Raw genomic sequence first — 15,940 nt, 5'->3', positions numbered from 1 at the left:
GAGCTTGGACAAAAGATACTAAGACCCTAACCAACATGTGTACTCATTAATAATACTCGCTACCACACCACATGTTGGAAAATCTCTGTGAATTGACATTTAGTATAAATTCACAACAAGTCGTGACAAAAGGCTACCCTAATTGAATGATTCACTGTCATTAAAGAACATCAATGTAGAAGAACGGATAGATAGCCTATTCATCTACACTCAACTAGTGACAAGTTAAAAGAAGGAGATTTCCTCCGTATAGTTCTTTATACTACTGACTTTGAAATCATCATACGTGACAATACCGCTTACCACCCGACTGACGATTTCGTTCAGTCCACGCTTTCTGTACCTTGTACAAGGAGTAATATTTTATGAATAAATCAGAACACCGACACCAACTCATAAGAGCTCTTGTAACGAAAAACAAGATTCATACTCAAGCTGAGCTACAAGCTCTTCTTGCTGATAACGACATTCAAGTTACACAAGCTACACTTTCAAGAGATATTAAAAACATGAACCTCTCAAAAGTACGAGAAGAAGACAACTCTTACTACGTGCTCAATACAAGTTCTATCTCAAAATGGGAAAAACGTCTCGAAATTTACATGGAAGATGCTCTTGTCTTGATGCGCCCAGTTCAACATCAAGTCCTACTAAAAACCCTTCCTGGACTTGCTCAATCCTTTGGTTCTATCATTGATGCTTTGAGCTTCCCTGATGCTATTGCTAGCCTCTGTGGCGATGATGTCTGTCTTGTCATCTGTGAAAATGCAGAAGGTGCTCAAAAATGCTTTGAAGAACTGAAAAAATTCGCCCCACCATTTTTCTTTGAAGAATAAGAAAATTCCGTGTCTGATGTGGCACGGAATCTTTTTATCTATTTTACTGAGATGGCTTGTCTTTTTTAGTTCGTGTTAATCTCAGGGCACGATTTGGATTGAGACGATTAAATAGTTCTTCCAATTTCTTTTCATTCCAAACATCTGCGGCGGAAACAAAGTTGCCATCAGCATCTCGGAAAGATATCGGTTTATCTCCCATATCAGTCTCCTAGTCTACAAATTCAAACTCAAATTTACCAATTCGGACCAAGTCACCATCTTTAGCTCCACGCGCACGAAGGGCTTCATCAACCCCCATACCACGTAATTGACGGGCAAATTTCATGACTGATTCGTCACGATCAAAGTTGGTCATATTAAAGAGTTTCATCAGTTTTTCACCAGAAAGTACCCATGTAGCATCGTCATCACGACTAATTTCAAAGGCTTTTTCTTCCTCGTCAAATCCATAATAAGCTTCTTCTTCCATATCTGACTCATCATAGAGCAAGAATTCTGGTGTCTTATCTAACAATTCAGCTGTAGCATCCAAAAGTGTAGCCAGACCTTTCTTGGTCAAACCAGATATTGGGAAAATAGCTGGTAGCTCTTCAAATTCATCGTAATTTTCAGCTAATTTCTTCTTGAATTCTTCAAGATTTTCCTGACTTTCAGGCATATCCATCTTATTGGCTACAATAATCTGTGGACGCTCCATGAGGCGAAGATTGTATGACTCCAGCTCTTTATTGATCGCTAGGTAGTCCTCATATGGATCACGGCCTTCGCTAGCTGACATATCAATGATGTGAAGGATGACACGTGTACGCTCGATATGGCGGAGGAACTGGGTTCCCAAACCAACACCTTGACTAGCACCTTCAATCAAACCTGGTAAATCAGCTACTGCAAAGGATTCACCTGATTGGGTACGAACCATTCCTAGATTTGGCACAATAGTCGTAAAATGGTAGGCACCGATTTTTGGTTTAGCAGATGTGATAACACTTAAAAGTGTTGATTTCCCTACAGATGGGAAACCTACTAAACCGACATCCGCAAGGATTTTAAGTTCTAACTGTAACTCACGCTCCTGACCTGGTTCTCCATTTTCAGAGATTTCAGGTGCAGGATTTTTTGGTGTCGCAAAGCGGATATTTCCACGTCCACCACGACCACCGTGTGCAACGATAAATTCTTGTCCATGTTCAATCAAATCTGTCAAGACCTTGCCAGTCTCTGCATCACGCACAGTCGTACCTTGTGGTACTCGAACTCTGAGGTCTTCTGCACCACGACCATGCATTCCTTTGGTCATCCCTTTTTCACCAGAATCAGCCTTGAAATGGCGATTGTAGCGGAAATCCATCAAAGTACGTAGTCCTTCGTCTACAACGAAGACCACATTACCTCCACGTCCACCGTCACCACCCCAAGGACCGCCATTAGGGACGTATTTTTCACGACGAAAGGCAACCATACCATCGCCACCATTACCAGCCTTGACCTTAATCTTGGCTGTATCTAAAAACATACTCATTTTTTCTTCTCACTTTAAAAAAGGGCTGGGAAATCCCCCAGTCAATAAATGTGCTCTAGTAGAAATTAGATTAAAACTTAAAATCTACTAAAAGCACCAAGCGCTGTGGCAAAAATCCCTGCCAAAGTTACAAACAACATTATTAGCACAACAATCAGTGTTAATTTTTCAAACATTGTTTTTTTACGTTTTCCATTATCTCCAAATGCCATTATTTTCTCCTTTTACTTTAATTTTTCTAATATTCTGTTGAAACTGGTGCAATTATCCATAAAATAATATAAGCTACAATTCCTGCCCCGTAACAAAATGCAAGAACACCCCATATTACACGAACAATAGTCGGATCAATATCAAAATAATTTGCGACCCCAGCACATACTCCAGCAATTTTTTGATCACTACCACTTCTCATCAATTGTTTTTTCATAGCTATTCCTCTTTCTATTCTTCATGGTCTTTCCAATAATCTCTGATGCTGATTAACTGTGTTTTTGAAGCTTTCAGCATGCGTCTAGATCCTTTTACGGGCACAGCAACCACCTGTTGTGGTAAATACAAAACTGTCTTAAAGATACGCTGGCTTACCGTATCATCTTTGGCTAAATCTTTCTGGAAATTATTTGAAATAATGGCATCCAGATAAAACTCATGCACTCGTTTTCCAAAGTTCTCAGCTGAAATCTCGTACAATTTCTCTGATAAGGTATGCTCATCCATATCTGGAGTTGCAATCAGGGCTTCCAAAATAGCTCCGGCCAAATCATGTTCTCCATAGTACAAGGTTCCAAACATCTTGTCATTGATCAGATTGTCCAGATAAGGATTTCCATGTGCAATGACAGGCGTTCCACTAGCCAAACTTTCCAAGTATGTCAAACCTTGCGTTTCACTTGTCGATGCCGAGATGAAGAAATCCGCCGCCTTATAGTAAAGAGCGGTCTCACTAGGAGCAATCATCCCTGTAAAGACAACAGAGTCTTGAATCTCTAGTTTCTGGGCTTGCTCTTTGAGATCATTCAGATAAGGGCCATCCCCGGCAACTACCAGCTTAACCTTTTCTTCTTCTTTCAGAACATCCGCAAAGGCTGCAAGTACTGCTTGAATATTTTTTTCATAGGAAATTCTGGAAAGACTAAGCAACATCTTTTCATCATCTTGAATCCCTAGTTTACTACGCAGTTCTGTCAAATTTTCCTGCTCTATTTCCGGACGCTCAAACTTAGCTAATTCAATCCCAGTTGGAATGACCCGCTTTTCAACCTTAACTTTATAGTCAGATAGCAAGTCACGAACAATCTCACTCGGGCAAATAACCCCATCCACATCATGCAGGAAACCTCTAACCAGATACTTGACCATACTAGGACGAATCAACATCCCCTTGGCAATATAATGTACATAGTCTTCGTATTGGGTGTGATAGGTATGGATGACTGGAATCTTCAGTTCACGTGCAATCCAAATCCCCAACAAGCCAAGAGAAAATTCTGTCTGAGTATGGATAATATCCAGTTGATATTGTTTAGCAATTTCAAGCGCCTTGCTGAAGCCTCGATAGGCAAAGCGGCGATCCTTAAAAGCAAAGAAGGGAACACTTGGAATGCGGATAATTTGCCAATCTTCATAACGATTGACATCCTTATCTGTCGTTGTAAAGATAAAAACAGCATGTCCCTGCTTTTCAAGTTCGATTTTCAAGGTTCGAATACTGGTCGCAACACCTGAAACCTGAGGAAAATAGGTATCTGTAAATAAACCAATTCGCATAGATTACCTCACTTTTTACTTTCTCCCTAAAGCGGCTTGTTTCTCATAAAAGTCCAACCAGATTTGTAACAGATGCTCTTCAGAATACTCTCTAGAAATATTCTTAGCTTTTTCTTTCAAATCTTTTAAAGCAGCAGGATTCGCTTGATATTCCAGAATAGCTTCTTTCATCTCTTCTCTATCTGCTGTCGCCCGATAATCTCCATCCAAAATTACCTTATAAAGATCTAAATCACGCAACATAATCGGAGCTTCACAACTGGCAGCCTCTAAAATCGTCATCGGAAAGAGCTCATTATAACTAGGCAACAAGAAAAGATCCGCTAGGGCATACAATTCGCGCATCCGCTCTGGCGATACAATACCTGGAAAAATCAAATTTTTAGGGGGATTCTCCATGATTTTCTTATAACGTTCATAACCATCTGTCATACCACCAAAAGAGAAACCACCCGCCCATATAAAGGTAATCTGAGGCAATTCCTCAGCCAGACGGATAAAATCATCAATCCCTTTTCGCTTCTGAACTTGACCAGCACCTACTACGATAAACTGATTGTCACTAAGACCTAGCTCTGTACGCAGTATCGCTAGCTCTTCCTGTGGAAGAGGATGCCATTTTTCCTTGTTTACAAAGTTAGGAATATAGGTCACTTTTTCACGTGGAATACCAGCTGCCACTAAATCCTCGATAAACATAGGATTGACCACAACCAAGTGCTCCATCCGGTTGTAAAAAGAAAATACATAGCGTTTCACAATTCCCTTTAAGAAAAATGGAATTTTCAAACTCCCCTCAAGAGTATCAGGCAAGAAGTGCACATAACCAATTTTCCTTCCTGAGCGTTTCTTTTGGAAGGTTGATAAATAATAGGGGAAATCAATTGTATGAAAGTGAGTCACATCTGCCTCTATTGGAAGATTTTCTGTAACAATCAATTGGTCCTTGGCATCACGGTGAAGAAGACGAACTAATTCACGGTAAGCACCTGAAACTCCTTGTCCTGCTACTTTCTCACTTGAACTCAACATATTGATGCGTAATTTCTTTTTTTCCATAACTACTATTATATCATTTTCTTTGAATAAAATCAGCAAAAGAAAGGAGAGACTAGGGAAAAGAGAGGAAATTTCCTCGCTTTTCCAATAATCTCTCACATGCTTTTATTTGTTTACTTAATGCCTAGGGCAATGCGTGCATAGCGACTCATTTTTTCAACAGTCCAGGCTGGATACCAAACTAATTTGACCTCAGTATCCGTTACTTCTGGAACCTCTGTCATGGCATCATAAATCTGGTCTGTCAAAAGATCTGCCAGGGGACAACCCATAGTTGTCAACGTCATATCAATCTCTGTTTGCCCTGTGTCGCCGTCAAAACGAATCTCATAAATCAAACCAAGGTTGACAATATCGATTCCCAACTCAGGGTCGATGACTTCTTCTAAGGCTGTTAAAATCCGTGTTTTAATATTTTCAATTTGCTCTTCTGTATAAGCCATATTCATCCTCACTCTTAGTCTTCAATAAAATCACGAAGCGGTTTGCTACGACTTGGTTGGCGTAGTTTTCTCAAAGCCTTAGCTTCAATCTGACGGATACGCTCGCGAGTCACGTTAAAGACTTTACCCACATCTTCAAGGGTACGCATTTTTCCATCATCTAATCCAAAACGTAGACGCAGAACATTTTCTTCACGGTCTGTAAGAGTATCTAAGACTTCATCCAACTGCTCACGCAAGACGATACGAGTCGTATAATCCACTGGATTTTCAATCACTTCATCTTCGATAAAGTCTCCAAGATGGCTATCATCCTCTTCACCGATAGGAGTTTCAAGGGATACCGGTTCTTGGGCAATCTTCAAGATTTCACGAACCTTGTCAGGGGTCATATCCATTCGTTCAGCGATTTGTTCTGGTGTCGGATCTTGTCCCAATTCTTGAAGGAGATTACGCTGTTCACGAACCAATTTATTAATAGTTTCAACCATATGGACTGGGATACGGATGGTACGAGCTTGATCCGCAATAGCACGAGTGATAGCCTGACGAATCCACCAAGTTGCGTAAGTTGAGAACTTGAACCCTTTAGAATAGTCAAACTTGTCAACCGCCTTCATCAAGCCCATGTTTCCTTCTTGAATCAAGTCAAGGAACTGCATACCACGGCCGACATAACGTTTAGCAATAGAAACAACCAAACGAAGGTTGGCTTCCGCAAGACGTTGTTTGGCTTCGATATCACCAGCTTCAACAGCCAGTGCCAATTCTTTTTCCTCTTCATTGGTCAAGAGAGGAACGACCCCGATTTCTTTCAAGTACATACGGACAGGGTCGTTGACCTTAGCCGAAGTTGACCCAATCAAGTCCTCATCGCTGAGTTCTGGCTCTTCTTCAGTGCTCAGAACACGCGCACTCGGATTTCCTTCGTTATCTGTGATAGAAATTCCTGCATCCTGAATTCGTTGCAAGAGATCTTCAATCCCATCAGCATCCAAGGTAAAAGGAATCACCAGACTTGCATTAATTTCATCATCAGTTGCTGTCCCTTTTTGTTTATGATTACGGATAAATTCTGCTACTTGTACGTCAAATGTTGTTACTTCTTTTTGTTTTGTTGCCATTATTACTCCATTCTTCTCTTTTGGGAAATTAAACGTTCCAATTCTTCTAGGGCTGTGTCGGTATCTCCTACATGGCTAGCTTCCTGCACTTTCTTTTTAATCCTTAAATTGTCCTTACTGAGGAGGGCACGGTTTCGAGATTCTTCCACTTCCACTAGTTCCTGAGGTAAGATTTCAGATGGTAAATCAAGAGCAAGCACTTGATACCAGGCAGTTTCAACTTCAGGGGACTGATGGGAGAGGTCCTCTGATCCGATTTTTCCCTGCTCACTTAATAATTCGTAAAGAATCTGAAATTCTGGGGTATCAAAGAAAAAATCATCTCGCAAACGATAATCATTCAAAACAACTGGATTCTCAGCCATCCTATAAAGGAGATGAGCTTCTGCTCTCATAACTGCTGTCAGTTGCCGCGTCACAGGTAAACTGATCGCTACTGGTGCAGGACGCTCCTTGACCCTCTCCTGCCTTTGGACAATCCGACTTTCATTTACAATCTGTTCCACCTGCTGATAATCAAAGGAAGGCAGGTTGTCCGCCAGAATGTGGATGTAAGAATTTTGGGCAGTGATAGACTTTTCTTTGGCGATTAAGGGTGCAATCTTTTCAATGAACTCAATTTGCGCCTGCAAGTTATCGCTATTTTCCGGCTTAAGTTGGTGAATATAAAATTCTATGGGACTAATCCGAGTCTTGGTTAAGAGATAAGCCAGATCTTCAGCAGAATTCTTTTGTAAATACTCATCTGGGTCCATGGAATCAGGTACTCGGACAACTTCCACTGAGAAATCTTTTAATTCCTCCAACGCTTTTGCTGTTGCTGCCTGCCCTGCCTTATCACCATCGTAGCTGAGGACAATCTTTTTAGTAAAGTGTTTGAGATGGTCAACATGTTCCTTGCTCAGAGCCGTTCCCATGGAAGCTACAGCATTCTCTATACCAGCACGGTAGGCGGCGATAACATCCATAAAACCTTCCATCAAGTAGAGTTCTGGAATTTTCCCGGTTCCTTTTTTAGCCTTGTCCAAATGATACAATTCATAACTCTTGTTAAAAATTGAAGTTGAGCGACTATTTTTATACTTGGCAGTCTGATTATCTGTTTCTTGCCAGATACGACCTGAAAAGGCAATGACCTGCCCCTTATCATTGGTCAAAGGAAAGATGATACGTCCGAAAAAAGTATCATGAAACTGATTACCGTCCGACAAGTAAAACAAGCCCGAATCCAGTAAATCCTTTTCCTCAAACTTATCAGCCAAACGTTGATAGAGATAGGTTCTCTCAGATGGAGCCAACCCAATCTGGAAGTGCTTCAAAACTTCGTCTGTCAACCCTCGCTTATATAGATAAGCCCTTGCTTCTTCTCCCATCTTGGTCGTCATGAGAATAGCGTGGTAAAATCGTGCAGCTTCTTCATGCATATCATATAGAGCCTGATGAGGGGAAACCTGTTGAGGACGAGACGGAACAGGCATCGTTAATTGAATACCGACACGCTCTCCTAAGAGCTGGACAGCCTCCATAAAGGGAACCCCTTGGTACTCCTCGATGAACTTAAAGACATCACCTGAGCGACCACAACCAAAACAGTGGTAAAACTGCTTGTCCTCTACAACGTTGAAAGAAGGTGTTTTTTCACCATGAAAAGGACAGAGCCCTAGATAGTTCCGTCCTGCCTTTTGTAAAGAAATCACATCTCCTATGACTTCCACAATGTTGGCATTGTTTTTGATTTCTTCAATGACTTGTTTGTCAACCATACACAATACCTCCATGTTATCATAGTTTCACGTAAACTAGTATAACTTATTTCTGAAAAAAAGTAAACCATTTCATACGCTTTCCGTAATTCTCTTTGCCTATTTTTCTAAATAGAAAATAAAGTTAAAAAACTCAGAAACACTTCCATGTCTCTAAGTTTTGCTTCTCTATTTTTTAAGGAAAATAAAGTTCATCTATTCAAATAATTGATAGTAGTCTGAGATTTTCATCTTAGATTTTTCTTCATTATTGAGGTCTTGAATTATACGACCTTCCTTCATGACAATCAGACGATTACCATATTTGAGAGCATCTTCCATATGATGAGTAATCATAAGGGCTGTCAGCTGATCTTTCTTGACAAATTCATCTGTCAACTCCATGAGTGCGACACTTGTCTTTGGATCAAGGGCTGCAGTATGCTCGTCTAACAAGAGTAATTCAGGACGCTTCAAGGTTGCCATCAAGAGACTCAAGGCTTGTCTTTGTCCACCAGATAAGAACTCAATCGGTGTATTCAAGTGTTTCTCAAGACCGTTTCCCACTTTTTCAATAGTTGCCTGAAACTCATCCTTATAGCTAGCCAGACGTCGCGGAAACAGTCCACGCTTTTCACCACGAAACTTGGCAATCAAAAGATTTTCAGCCACCGTCATACGGGGAGCTGTCCCCATCTTGGGATCTTGGAAAACTCGAGACAGATACTTAGCCCGCTTTTCTGGTGAAAACTTGGTAACATCTTCACCCAAAATACGAATAGTCCCACTAGTTAGTGATAAGGTTCCTGCTATAGTGTTAAAGAGGGTCGATTTACCAGCACCATTTCCACCTAAAATCGTGATAAAGTCCTGTTCAAAAATTTCTAACGAAACATCATTTAAAATAATCTTTTCTTCATCAAAGCCATTTTTAACAACTTTGGTTGCATTTTTTAATTCTACAATTGCTGTCATTTGCTTAATTTGGCTCCTTTCAAGATTGTTTGCTTAAATGTTGGAATCATGAGGCAGACTGCTAAAATCACGGCGCTGTACAAACGAAGGTAACTTGTATTAAAGCCAAGCGCAATAACTGCCCACACTAAGAATTGATAGGCGATAGAACCCACAACGATGGCAACCAGACGTTCTGCCAAGCTCAAACTCTTGAAAATAACTTCTCCAATAATCAAGCTTGCAAGTCCCACAACGATAACCCCGATTCCTCGAGATACATCAGCATACCCTTCTTGCTGGGCAATAAGAGCACCTGCAAGGGCAATCACACCATTTGATAAGACCAATCCCATGAGCTCCATGCGTCCAGTATGAATCCCGAAACTTCTAGCCATATCAGGATTGTCACCTGTAGCAATATAGGCTTGTCCGAGTTTAGTGTCCAAGAAAAAGAGCATGAGAACAATAACAAGACTGACAAAGATAAGACCTGTCAAGAGTTGGTTCAAGTCTGAATCAAAAGGTAAAACATCCTGAATTTGCTTAGTTCCAAGCAGTCCTAAGTTTGCACGTCCCATAATCAAGAGCATGATAGAGTGACAGGAAGTCATCACCAAAATCCCTGAGAGCAAAGTTGGAATCTACCCTTTTGTATAAAGAAGTCCTGCTGCCATTCCAGCCAAACAACCTGCTCCTACAGCAACAAGTGTCGCTAAAAATGGGTTCACGCCTTTGGTTATCAAAGTGACAGCAACAGCTCCCCCAAGAGGGAAGGAACCTTCTGTTGTCATATCTGGAAAGTTCAAAATCCTAAATGTCATAAAGATTCCCAGACCTAGAATAGCCCAGACAAATCCTTGAGAAATAATAGATAATATCATCTGTTTCTTAACCTTTTCTATATGATGTCTATTGTAAAAAATTGGAGGAGATGTCCCCAACTCCTCCATTTTAGATTATTCAATCACTTGTCCTGCTTCTTTTAGAACAGATTCAGGAATCGTAATACCTAATTCTTGTGCCAATTTTTTGTTAATCACTGACTTACCAGTTGAAAAGACATTGACTGGAGTATCAGCTGGTTTTGCACCTTTCAAAACTTGCGCAATCATTTTACCAGTTGCCACACCAAGGTCATGTTGGTCAACTACAACTGATGCCAAACCACCAGCTTCTACCATGGCAGTCGCACTTGGGTAGATTGGTTTTTTAGCTGATTGGTTGCTTGAAACAACAGTTGAGAAGGCTGAAGCAATTGTGTTGTCGATTGGAACCCAGATAGCATCGACCTTGCTAGTCATAACGTTAACTGTTGAAGCAATTTCATTTGTTGAAGGAACAGCAAATGTTTCCACTGTCAAACCTGCTTTTTCAGCAAAAGCCTTAAATTCTTCTACCTGTGTTTTTGAATTGTCTTCGCTGCTTGAATAAAGAGCTCCAATTGTTTTCACATTTGGTGTGAGAGCTTTGATGAGTTCAACTTGTTGTTGAGCTGGATTGTGGTCAGATACACCTGTAATGTTGCCACCTGGTTTTTTCAAATCTTTAACCAAGTTAGCACCAATTGGGTCTGTAATAGCAGCCATGATAACCGGTAGGTCTTTTGTGGCACTAGCCAAACCTTGAGCAGCTGGTGTTGCAATACCAACCACAAGGTCATTCCCATTTGCAACCAATTGTTTACTCATTGTCGCAACCTTACTTTGGTCGCCTTCTGAGTTCATAAAGTCAATCTTCAACTGATCATCTTTATAGCCTTCTTCTGCAAGTCCATCTTGTATCCCTTTATAAATCAAATCAAGAGATGGATGGCTCACAAACTGAAGGACACCAACTTTGGCAATTTTCTTTTCATTTTTAGCTTCTGGTTTATTCATTGAAGAGTAAATCAGACTTCCTGCTACTAAGACTGCTAATGCAGCAATAATTCCAATTAAACGTTTATTTTTCATTCTATTTCTCCTTTTTATTTCCTTTAAAATACTTCACTTATCTAATAATCTTCGAAAATCTCTTCAAACCACGTCAGCGTCGCCTTACCGTACTCAAGTACAGCTTGCGGCTAGCTTCCTAGTTTGCTTTTTGATTTTCATTGAGTATAAACAAGTGACGCCATCGTTTTCTTTCCATACTAACCTCCATCAAAAAAGTCCTCACACAAAAAACTTGTGTGAGGACGTCGATGCGCGGTGCCACCTCAATTATAGGGAATTTCCCTATCGCTCTTTCTCGCAATAACGAGATGCACTGTAAGGTGTGCTCACCGAATTTTTATGATTTCAAATTCTAAATAACATCCAGCCCAATTTTCATCATTATCACTTATCTGTTTTCAGCTACCACAGACTCTCTAAAAAGTTTATTATGATTACTTTTCTGAATGGTTAAATTATATCATTTTTCAACTACTTGTCAAGACTCTTTTAGCATTTTTTTGAACTATTCAAAAACTTCCCCTATGGGAAAAGAGGAAGTTTGATAGGTATCAGCCCGAATTACGCAATCCTGTCGCAATTCCGTTGATGGTTGTATGGATTAATTTTTCTTGGTCGCTAGATAATTCTCCTCGGCGTTGACGTTTAATCAACTCCAACTGGATATAGTTGAGAATATTAAAGTAAGGCATACGGTAATCCAAACTCGCTTTTAGATATGGATTTTCAGCCAATAATTCGTCATAGCCTTCGATAGCCAAGATGACTTCCTTGGTAACTTGCCATTCATTTAGAATAGTCTCATAGATTGCTTTTACTTCTTCATCCTCACACAGTTTGGCATATTCAAAAGCAATATTCATATTTGATTTTGACAAGACCATGTCTACATTTGAAAGAAGTGACTGGAAGAAAGGCCAATTTTGGTACATATCTCGTAGGATAGCGATATTTTCTGGATTTTTATCAATAAATTCTTTGAAACTTGATCCGACACCATACCAGCCAGGGAACATGACACGGCTTTGTGACCATGAGAATACCCAAGGGATAGCCCGCAAACCACCGATTTCAGTAATAGTCTTACGAGCAGCTGGGCGAGAACCAATGTTAAAGCTTGAAATAGCCTTGATTGGACTTGACTCGAAGAAATAATCATAGAAATGGTCATTACCAAAGACCAAATCACGGTAGATATCATAACTACGGTCCACCACTTGATCCATAATTGCTTCATAACGATTTGAGGTGTTGGTATCGCTCTTCTTCTGCGTAATCATACGGTTAATGGCCGCTGAAACAAGCATTTCAAGGTTATAGTAAGCTGCGTCTTTGTTACCGTATTTATTCCCAATTACTTCACCCTGCTCCGTCAAGCGGATACGATCTTTGATAGACTTAAGCGGTTGAGATGTGATAGCTTCATAGGTTGGTCCACCACCACGACCGACAGTCCCACCACGGCCATGGAAGAAGGTAACCTTAACGCCAAATTCATCTCCAATAGCAGTCAATTGTTGTTGAGCCTTGTAGAGGGTCCAACATGATGATAGGTAGCCACCATCTTTATTACTATCAGAGTAACCAAGCATGATTTCTTGGTAGTTATTACGTGAAGCAATCCATTTCTTAGCAAGAGGAAGAGAAAGGTATTCTCTCATAGTTTCTTCTGAGTGGTCCAAGTCCTCAATTGTTTCAAAGAGAGGAACAATTTGGACACGGGCTCTTTCTTTATCAACTAACCCTACTTCTTTTAGCAAGATAGCCAATTCCAACATGTCTGATACGCTGGTTGCATGTGAAATGATGGTCTGACGAATGACATCATCTCCCAACTTATCTTTCAACTTACGGGCAGCCTTAAAGATTGCTAATTCTTTTTCAAGTAACTCTGATTTTTCAACATGAGTGGCAGAAAGAATACGCGGATCTTCTTCCAATTCTTTCAAGAGAAGCTGGCATTTTTCTTCTTCACCTAGTTCACTATAATGCGAATGAATACCAGCTGATTTCAAGAGTTCAGCTACACAGGCTTCATGAACACTAGAATCTTGACGCATGTCAATAGATGCCAAATAGAAACCAAAAATTTCAACTGCCTGAATTAACTCAACAAAATCACCAGAAATCAGTGCTTCACCCTTATTTTCTAAAAGGGAATCACGAATAGTAATTAAATCCTTATAAAAATCATTAGCTGTTTCATAGCGAGCCCCAACTTCCTTATCCTCAATCAGATAGGTTTTTGTTGCTTGGATTTTTGATTGAATATCAAACAAGGCACGACGGTAAAGCTCTTTTTCACGATAAATCGAGTTATCCTTGGATTGACGAGCCATTTCTCTGACTTGCTTGCTCACATTGACAATACTGGTTGAGAGAGAGAATTCACGATAAAGTTGGTAAATCTTTTCATCATAGTAGTTCATGATGACTTCACACTGAGTCATAGCAGATTGTTTCAAGGTATCTGCTGTAACAAAGGGATTCCCATCACGGTCTCCACCAATCCACATTCCCATGGTAATTGGTTTAGGATGTTTTAACTCCAAGCCATGTTTTTTAGCCAGACGCTTGTACTCAGCAGTCAAATGAGGAACTGCCTTCAGGAATGAACTATTGTAGTATTCCATAACATTCGTGATTTCATTGGTTACTTTCAATTTCTTTTCACGAATCATGTCTGTCTGCATGATAATCTCAATGTAACGACGGAGATCATTATGCCATTTTTCCTTATTAATCAATCCTAATTTCACATCACGGTACTTACGCAAAAGGGTATGGATATGGTTGGTCAAATCCAACATACTCTTACGTTGCACTTGTGTTGGATGGGCTGTCAAAACAGGAACAACATTCAAGTGTTCTAGAATTTCAACCGCATTTTCTTTTTCTGCAACCATTTTGATCGTTGCTGATAATTTACCAAGATAATCTTGATCGATATTATTTTGATGGTTGATTTCATAGGCCAAATCCACGTCTTCTGAAATATTAATCAAAAGAGGCAAGATAGAGAAATAGCGTGAAATATAAGCCATTTCATCATTTGTCAAACTGGTAACTAATTGATTCAAACCTTGATAATCTTCTTGAGTTGACAATTCCTTCAACTGTATGATTTTTTCAAAAGTCTCTGGGGCAAGCATGTTTTTAGTAATATCTTCTAACAATTCTGTTAAAATCAATACTTCTTCTTGTATAACAGCTTTATTACTATAGTTTTCTAATTTTTGAAGAGACATAGGTCATCCTTTCCACTCTCAGCTCTACATATAGTTTGATGAGTGAGCTTCTAACTCCTCATATAATTGGGCACGTTTTTCACTTGCATCAATATTTAAGACAAAGGCGATGGCTACAGACAAGACTAGGAGACTGTTCCCTCCTTGCGATAAGAAGGGGAAGGTTACTCCTGTCGAAGGAATAATGCCCGAAATTCCGCCAATATTAACAAATACCTGTACCAGCATCATCCCCCCAACCCCAATCGCCATCATGGAATTAAAGGGATTCTTAGCACGAATACCGACTAGGATAATCCGCAAAATCAGGAAAAAGACAAGGGCTAAAATCAAGCTGGCTCCCACAAATCCAAACTCTTCAATGACAATTGAAAATACAAAGTCTGTATGAGCCTCTGGTAAATAACCACGTTTTTCGATTGAATTTCCTAATCCTAGACCAAACCAACCACCATTTACCATGGCAAAGTAGGAATTTGCAAGTTGGTGGCCTGCTCCTGCCAAATCAGCAAAGGGATTAAAGTAGGCACTGAAACGCTTAGCAACGTAACCAAATACTGGAACTTTTGAAAACTTATCAACCCCAATCATAGAAATAGCTGATAAGGATAGGGCTGAAACTCCAAACAATACACCGATAAAGACTATAAACCAACGATGAGCAATCCCACTAACTGTATACATAATCAAGGCGACCAGAGCTAGGATAGTAGCATTCCCCAAATCTGGGAAAATAGCCAAACTTCCTATCATTACCAAGAGGACAAAACGCCAATCATTAAAAGCTCGAGGAATCCATTGATTTTGAGTTAAAACTTGAAAATCGTAAATACCAATTTCATCCTGTTGTTTTGAAAAACGTTGGGCCAAGTACCAGACGATGATAATCTTCAAATACTCCGCTGGCTGAATGGTCAAAGGTCCTACTGAAATCCAACCATAGGCTCCATTGACTGGCGTACCAATTAAGCGAGCCAGAGCTAAGAGAATCAGCTCAACAAACATAACAATAAATAAAAGTCGTTCTTTTCTTAAAAAATTCAGTTTCAGCTTATATATCAAGACAATCAATATTAAACTAAATATCCAAAACATTCCCTGACTTCGAACCAATTGGAGGGCACTTTTACCTTCTTCGATAAGAATGGCACTGGTTGTAGAATAGACTACAATCAAACCCAAAATAGATAAAAGTAAGTAAGGAACTAGAATAGAATAGTTTAACAGGTGCCTCTTACTAATCTTCATAGTATCACCAATCTAATGAGAACAAAAGAAATTATTCCCAAATTCCGTTTATTTTCT

Annotated in this window: 14 protein-coding genes, 2 pseudogenes and 1 other annotated feature; of the genes and pseudogenes, 2 read left to right on the top strand and 14 right to left on the bottom strand. The window is 39.9% G+C overall.

Going from position 1 to position 15,940, the window contains the following annotated elements:
- Positions 1 to 65: 65 nt before the first annotated feature.
- Both B7698_RS10495 and B7698_RS06755 read left to right on the top strand, forming a co-directional pair.
- A pseudogene (locus tag B7698_RS10495) lies at positions 66 to 369 on the top strand (Xaa-Pro dipeptidyl-peptidase); the annotation flags it as partial.
- Positions 366 to 836: an arginine repressor gene (locus tag B7698_RS06755; RefSeq protein ID WP_084865073.1), complete on the top strand. Its 471-nt coding sequence runs from the start codon at positions 366 to 368 to the stop codon at positions 834 to 836. The pseudogene B7698_RS10495 and the gene B7698_RS06755, both read left to right, overlap by 4 nt.
- 43 nt (positions 837 to 879) lie before the next feature.
- Here B7698_RS06755 and B7698_RS06750 read toward each other — a convergent pair whose 3' ends face one another.
- The 14 genes and pseudogenes from B7698_RS06750 to ftsW all read right to left on the bottom strand — a co-directional run bounded on the left by B7698_RS06750 (position 880) and on the right by ftsW (position 15,883).
- Positions 880 to 1,038: a hypothetical protein gene (locus tag B7698_RS06750; RefSeq protein ID WP_084865072.1), complete on the bottom strand. Its 159-nt coding sequence runs from the start codon at positions 1,036 to 1,038 to the stop codon at positions 880 to 882.
- 9 nt (positions 1,039 to 1,047) lie between these two features.
- Positions 1,048 to 2,358 carry a GTPase ObgE gene (gene obgE, locus B7698_RS06745; RefSeq protein WP_084865071.1) on the bottom strand — a complete coding sequence of 437 codons (1,311 nt, stop codon included), beginning with the start codon at positions 2,356 to 2,358 and terminating at the stop codon, positions 1,048 to 1,050.
- A 77-nt stretch (positions 2,359 to 2,435) separates the two neighbouring features.
- Complete coding sequence (locus tag B7698_RS06740; protein ID WP_084865070.1) at positions 2,436 to 2,570, bottom strand: DUF4044 domain-containing protein; 135 nt, start codon at positions 2,568 to 2,570, stop codon at positions 2,436 to 2,438.
- A 26-nt stretch (positions 2,571 to 2,596) separates the two neighbouring features.
- A complete protein-coding gene (locus tag B7698_RS06735) occupies positions 2,597 to 2,788 on the bottom strand; it encodes a PspC domain-containing protein (RefSeq protein WP_185757320.1) in 192 nt (63 codons plus the stop codon).
- A 14-nt stretch (positions 2,789 to 2,802) separates the two neighbouring features.
- Positions 2,803 to 4,128: a glycosyltransferase family 4 protein gene (locus B7698_RS06730; protein WP_084865069.1), complete on the bottom strand. Its 1,326-nt coding sequence runs from the start codon at positions 4,126 to 4,128 to the stop codon at positions 2,803 to 2,805.
- A gap of 15 nt (positions 4,129 to 4,143) precedes the next feature.
- Entirely contained in the window at positions 4,144 to 5,187 is a 1,044-nt protein-coding gene (gene cpoA / locus B7698_RS06725; protein ID WP_192855117.1) for an alpha-galactosylglucosyldiacylglycerol synthase, read from the bottom strand.
- Positions 5,188 to 5,300: 113 nt separating this feature from the next.
- The gene (locus B7698_RS06720; protein ID WP_000331929.1) at positions 5,301 to 5,630 is read right to left on the bottom strand and encodes a metal-sulfur cluster assembly factor; all 330 of its coding nucleotides are present in this window, start codon (positions 5,628 to 5,630) and stop codon (positions 5,301 to 5,303) included.
- A 14-nt stretch (positions 5,631 to 5,644) separates the two neighbouring features.
- The gene (rpoD, locus tag B7698_RS06715; protein WP_000201903.1) at positions 5,645 to 6,754 is read right to left on the bottom strand and encodes an RNA polymerase sigma factor RpoD; all 1,110 of its coding nucleotides are present in this window, start codon (positions 6,752 to 6,754) and stop codon (positions 5,645 to 5,647) included.
- A 2-nt stretch (positions 6,755 to 6,756) separates the two neighbouring features.
- On the bottom strand, positions 6,757 to 8,517 hold the full coding sequence (dnaG, locus tag B7698_RS06710; RefSeq protein ID WP_084865068.1) for a DNA primase: 1,761 nt from the start codon (positions 8,515 to 8,517) through the stop codon (positions 6,757 to 6,759).
- Positions 8,518 to 8,712: 195 nt separating this feature from the next.
- A complete protein-coding gene (locus B7698_RS06705; protein WP_084865067.1) occupies positions 8,713 to 9,471 on the bottom strand; it encodes an ABC transporter ATP-binding protein in 759 nt (252 codons plus the stop codon).
- A pseudogene (locus B7698_RS06700) lies at positions 9,468 to 10,334 on the bottom strand (ABC transporter permease). Before B7698_RS06700 ends, B7698_RS06705 begins: the two are co-directional and overlap by 4 nt.
- A gap of 75 nt (positions 10,335 to 10,409) precedes the next feature.
- Complete coding sequence (trpX, locus tag B7698_RS06695) at positions 10,410 to 11,405, bottom strand: tryptophan ABC transporter substrate-binding protein (protein WP_084865066.1); 996 nt, start codon at positions 11,403 to 11,405, stop codon at positions 10,410 to 10,412.
- Positions 11,406 to 11,622: 217 nt separating this feature from the next.
- Positions 11,623 to 11,841: a binding site (T-box leader), on the bottom strand.
- A 97-nt stretch (positions 11,842 to 11,938) separates the two neighbouring features.
- A complete protein-coding gene (gene ppc, locus B7698_RS06690) occupies positions 11,939 to 14,635 on the bottom strand; it encodes a phosphoenolpyruvate carboxylase (protein WP_084865065.1) in 2,697 nt (898 codons plus the stop codon).
- 24 nt (positions 14,636 to 14,659) lie between these two features.
- Entirely contained in the window at positions 14,660 to 15,883 is a 1,224-nt protein-coding gene (ftsW, locus tag B7698_RS06685; RefSeq protein ID WP_084865064.1) for a cell division peptidoglycan polymerase FtsW, read from the bottom strand.
- Positions 15,884 to 15,940: the final 57 nt, after the last annotated feature.

It is taken from the genome of Streptococcus mitis, assembly GCF_002096855.1.
Classification (GTDB): Bacteria; Bacillota; Bacilli; order Lactobacillales; family Streptococcaceae; genus Streptococcus; species Streptococcus mitis_Y.
Note: the sequence above shows the minus strand (reverse complement) of the source record. Positions and strands in the feature narration are given on the sequence as shown.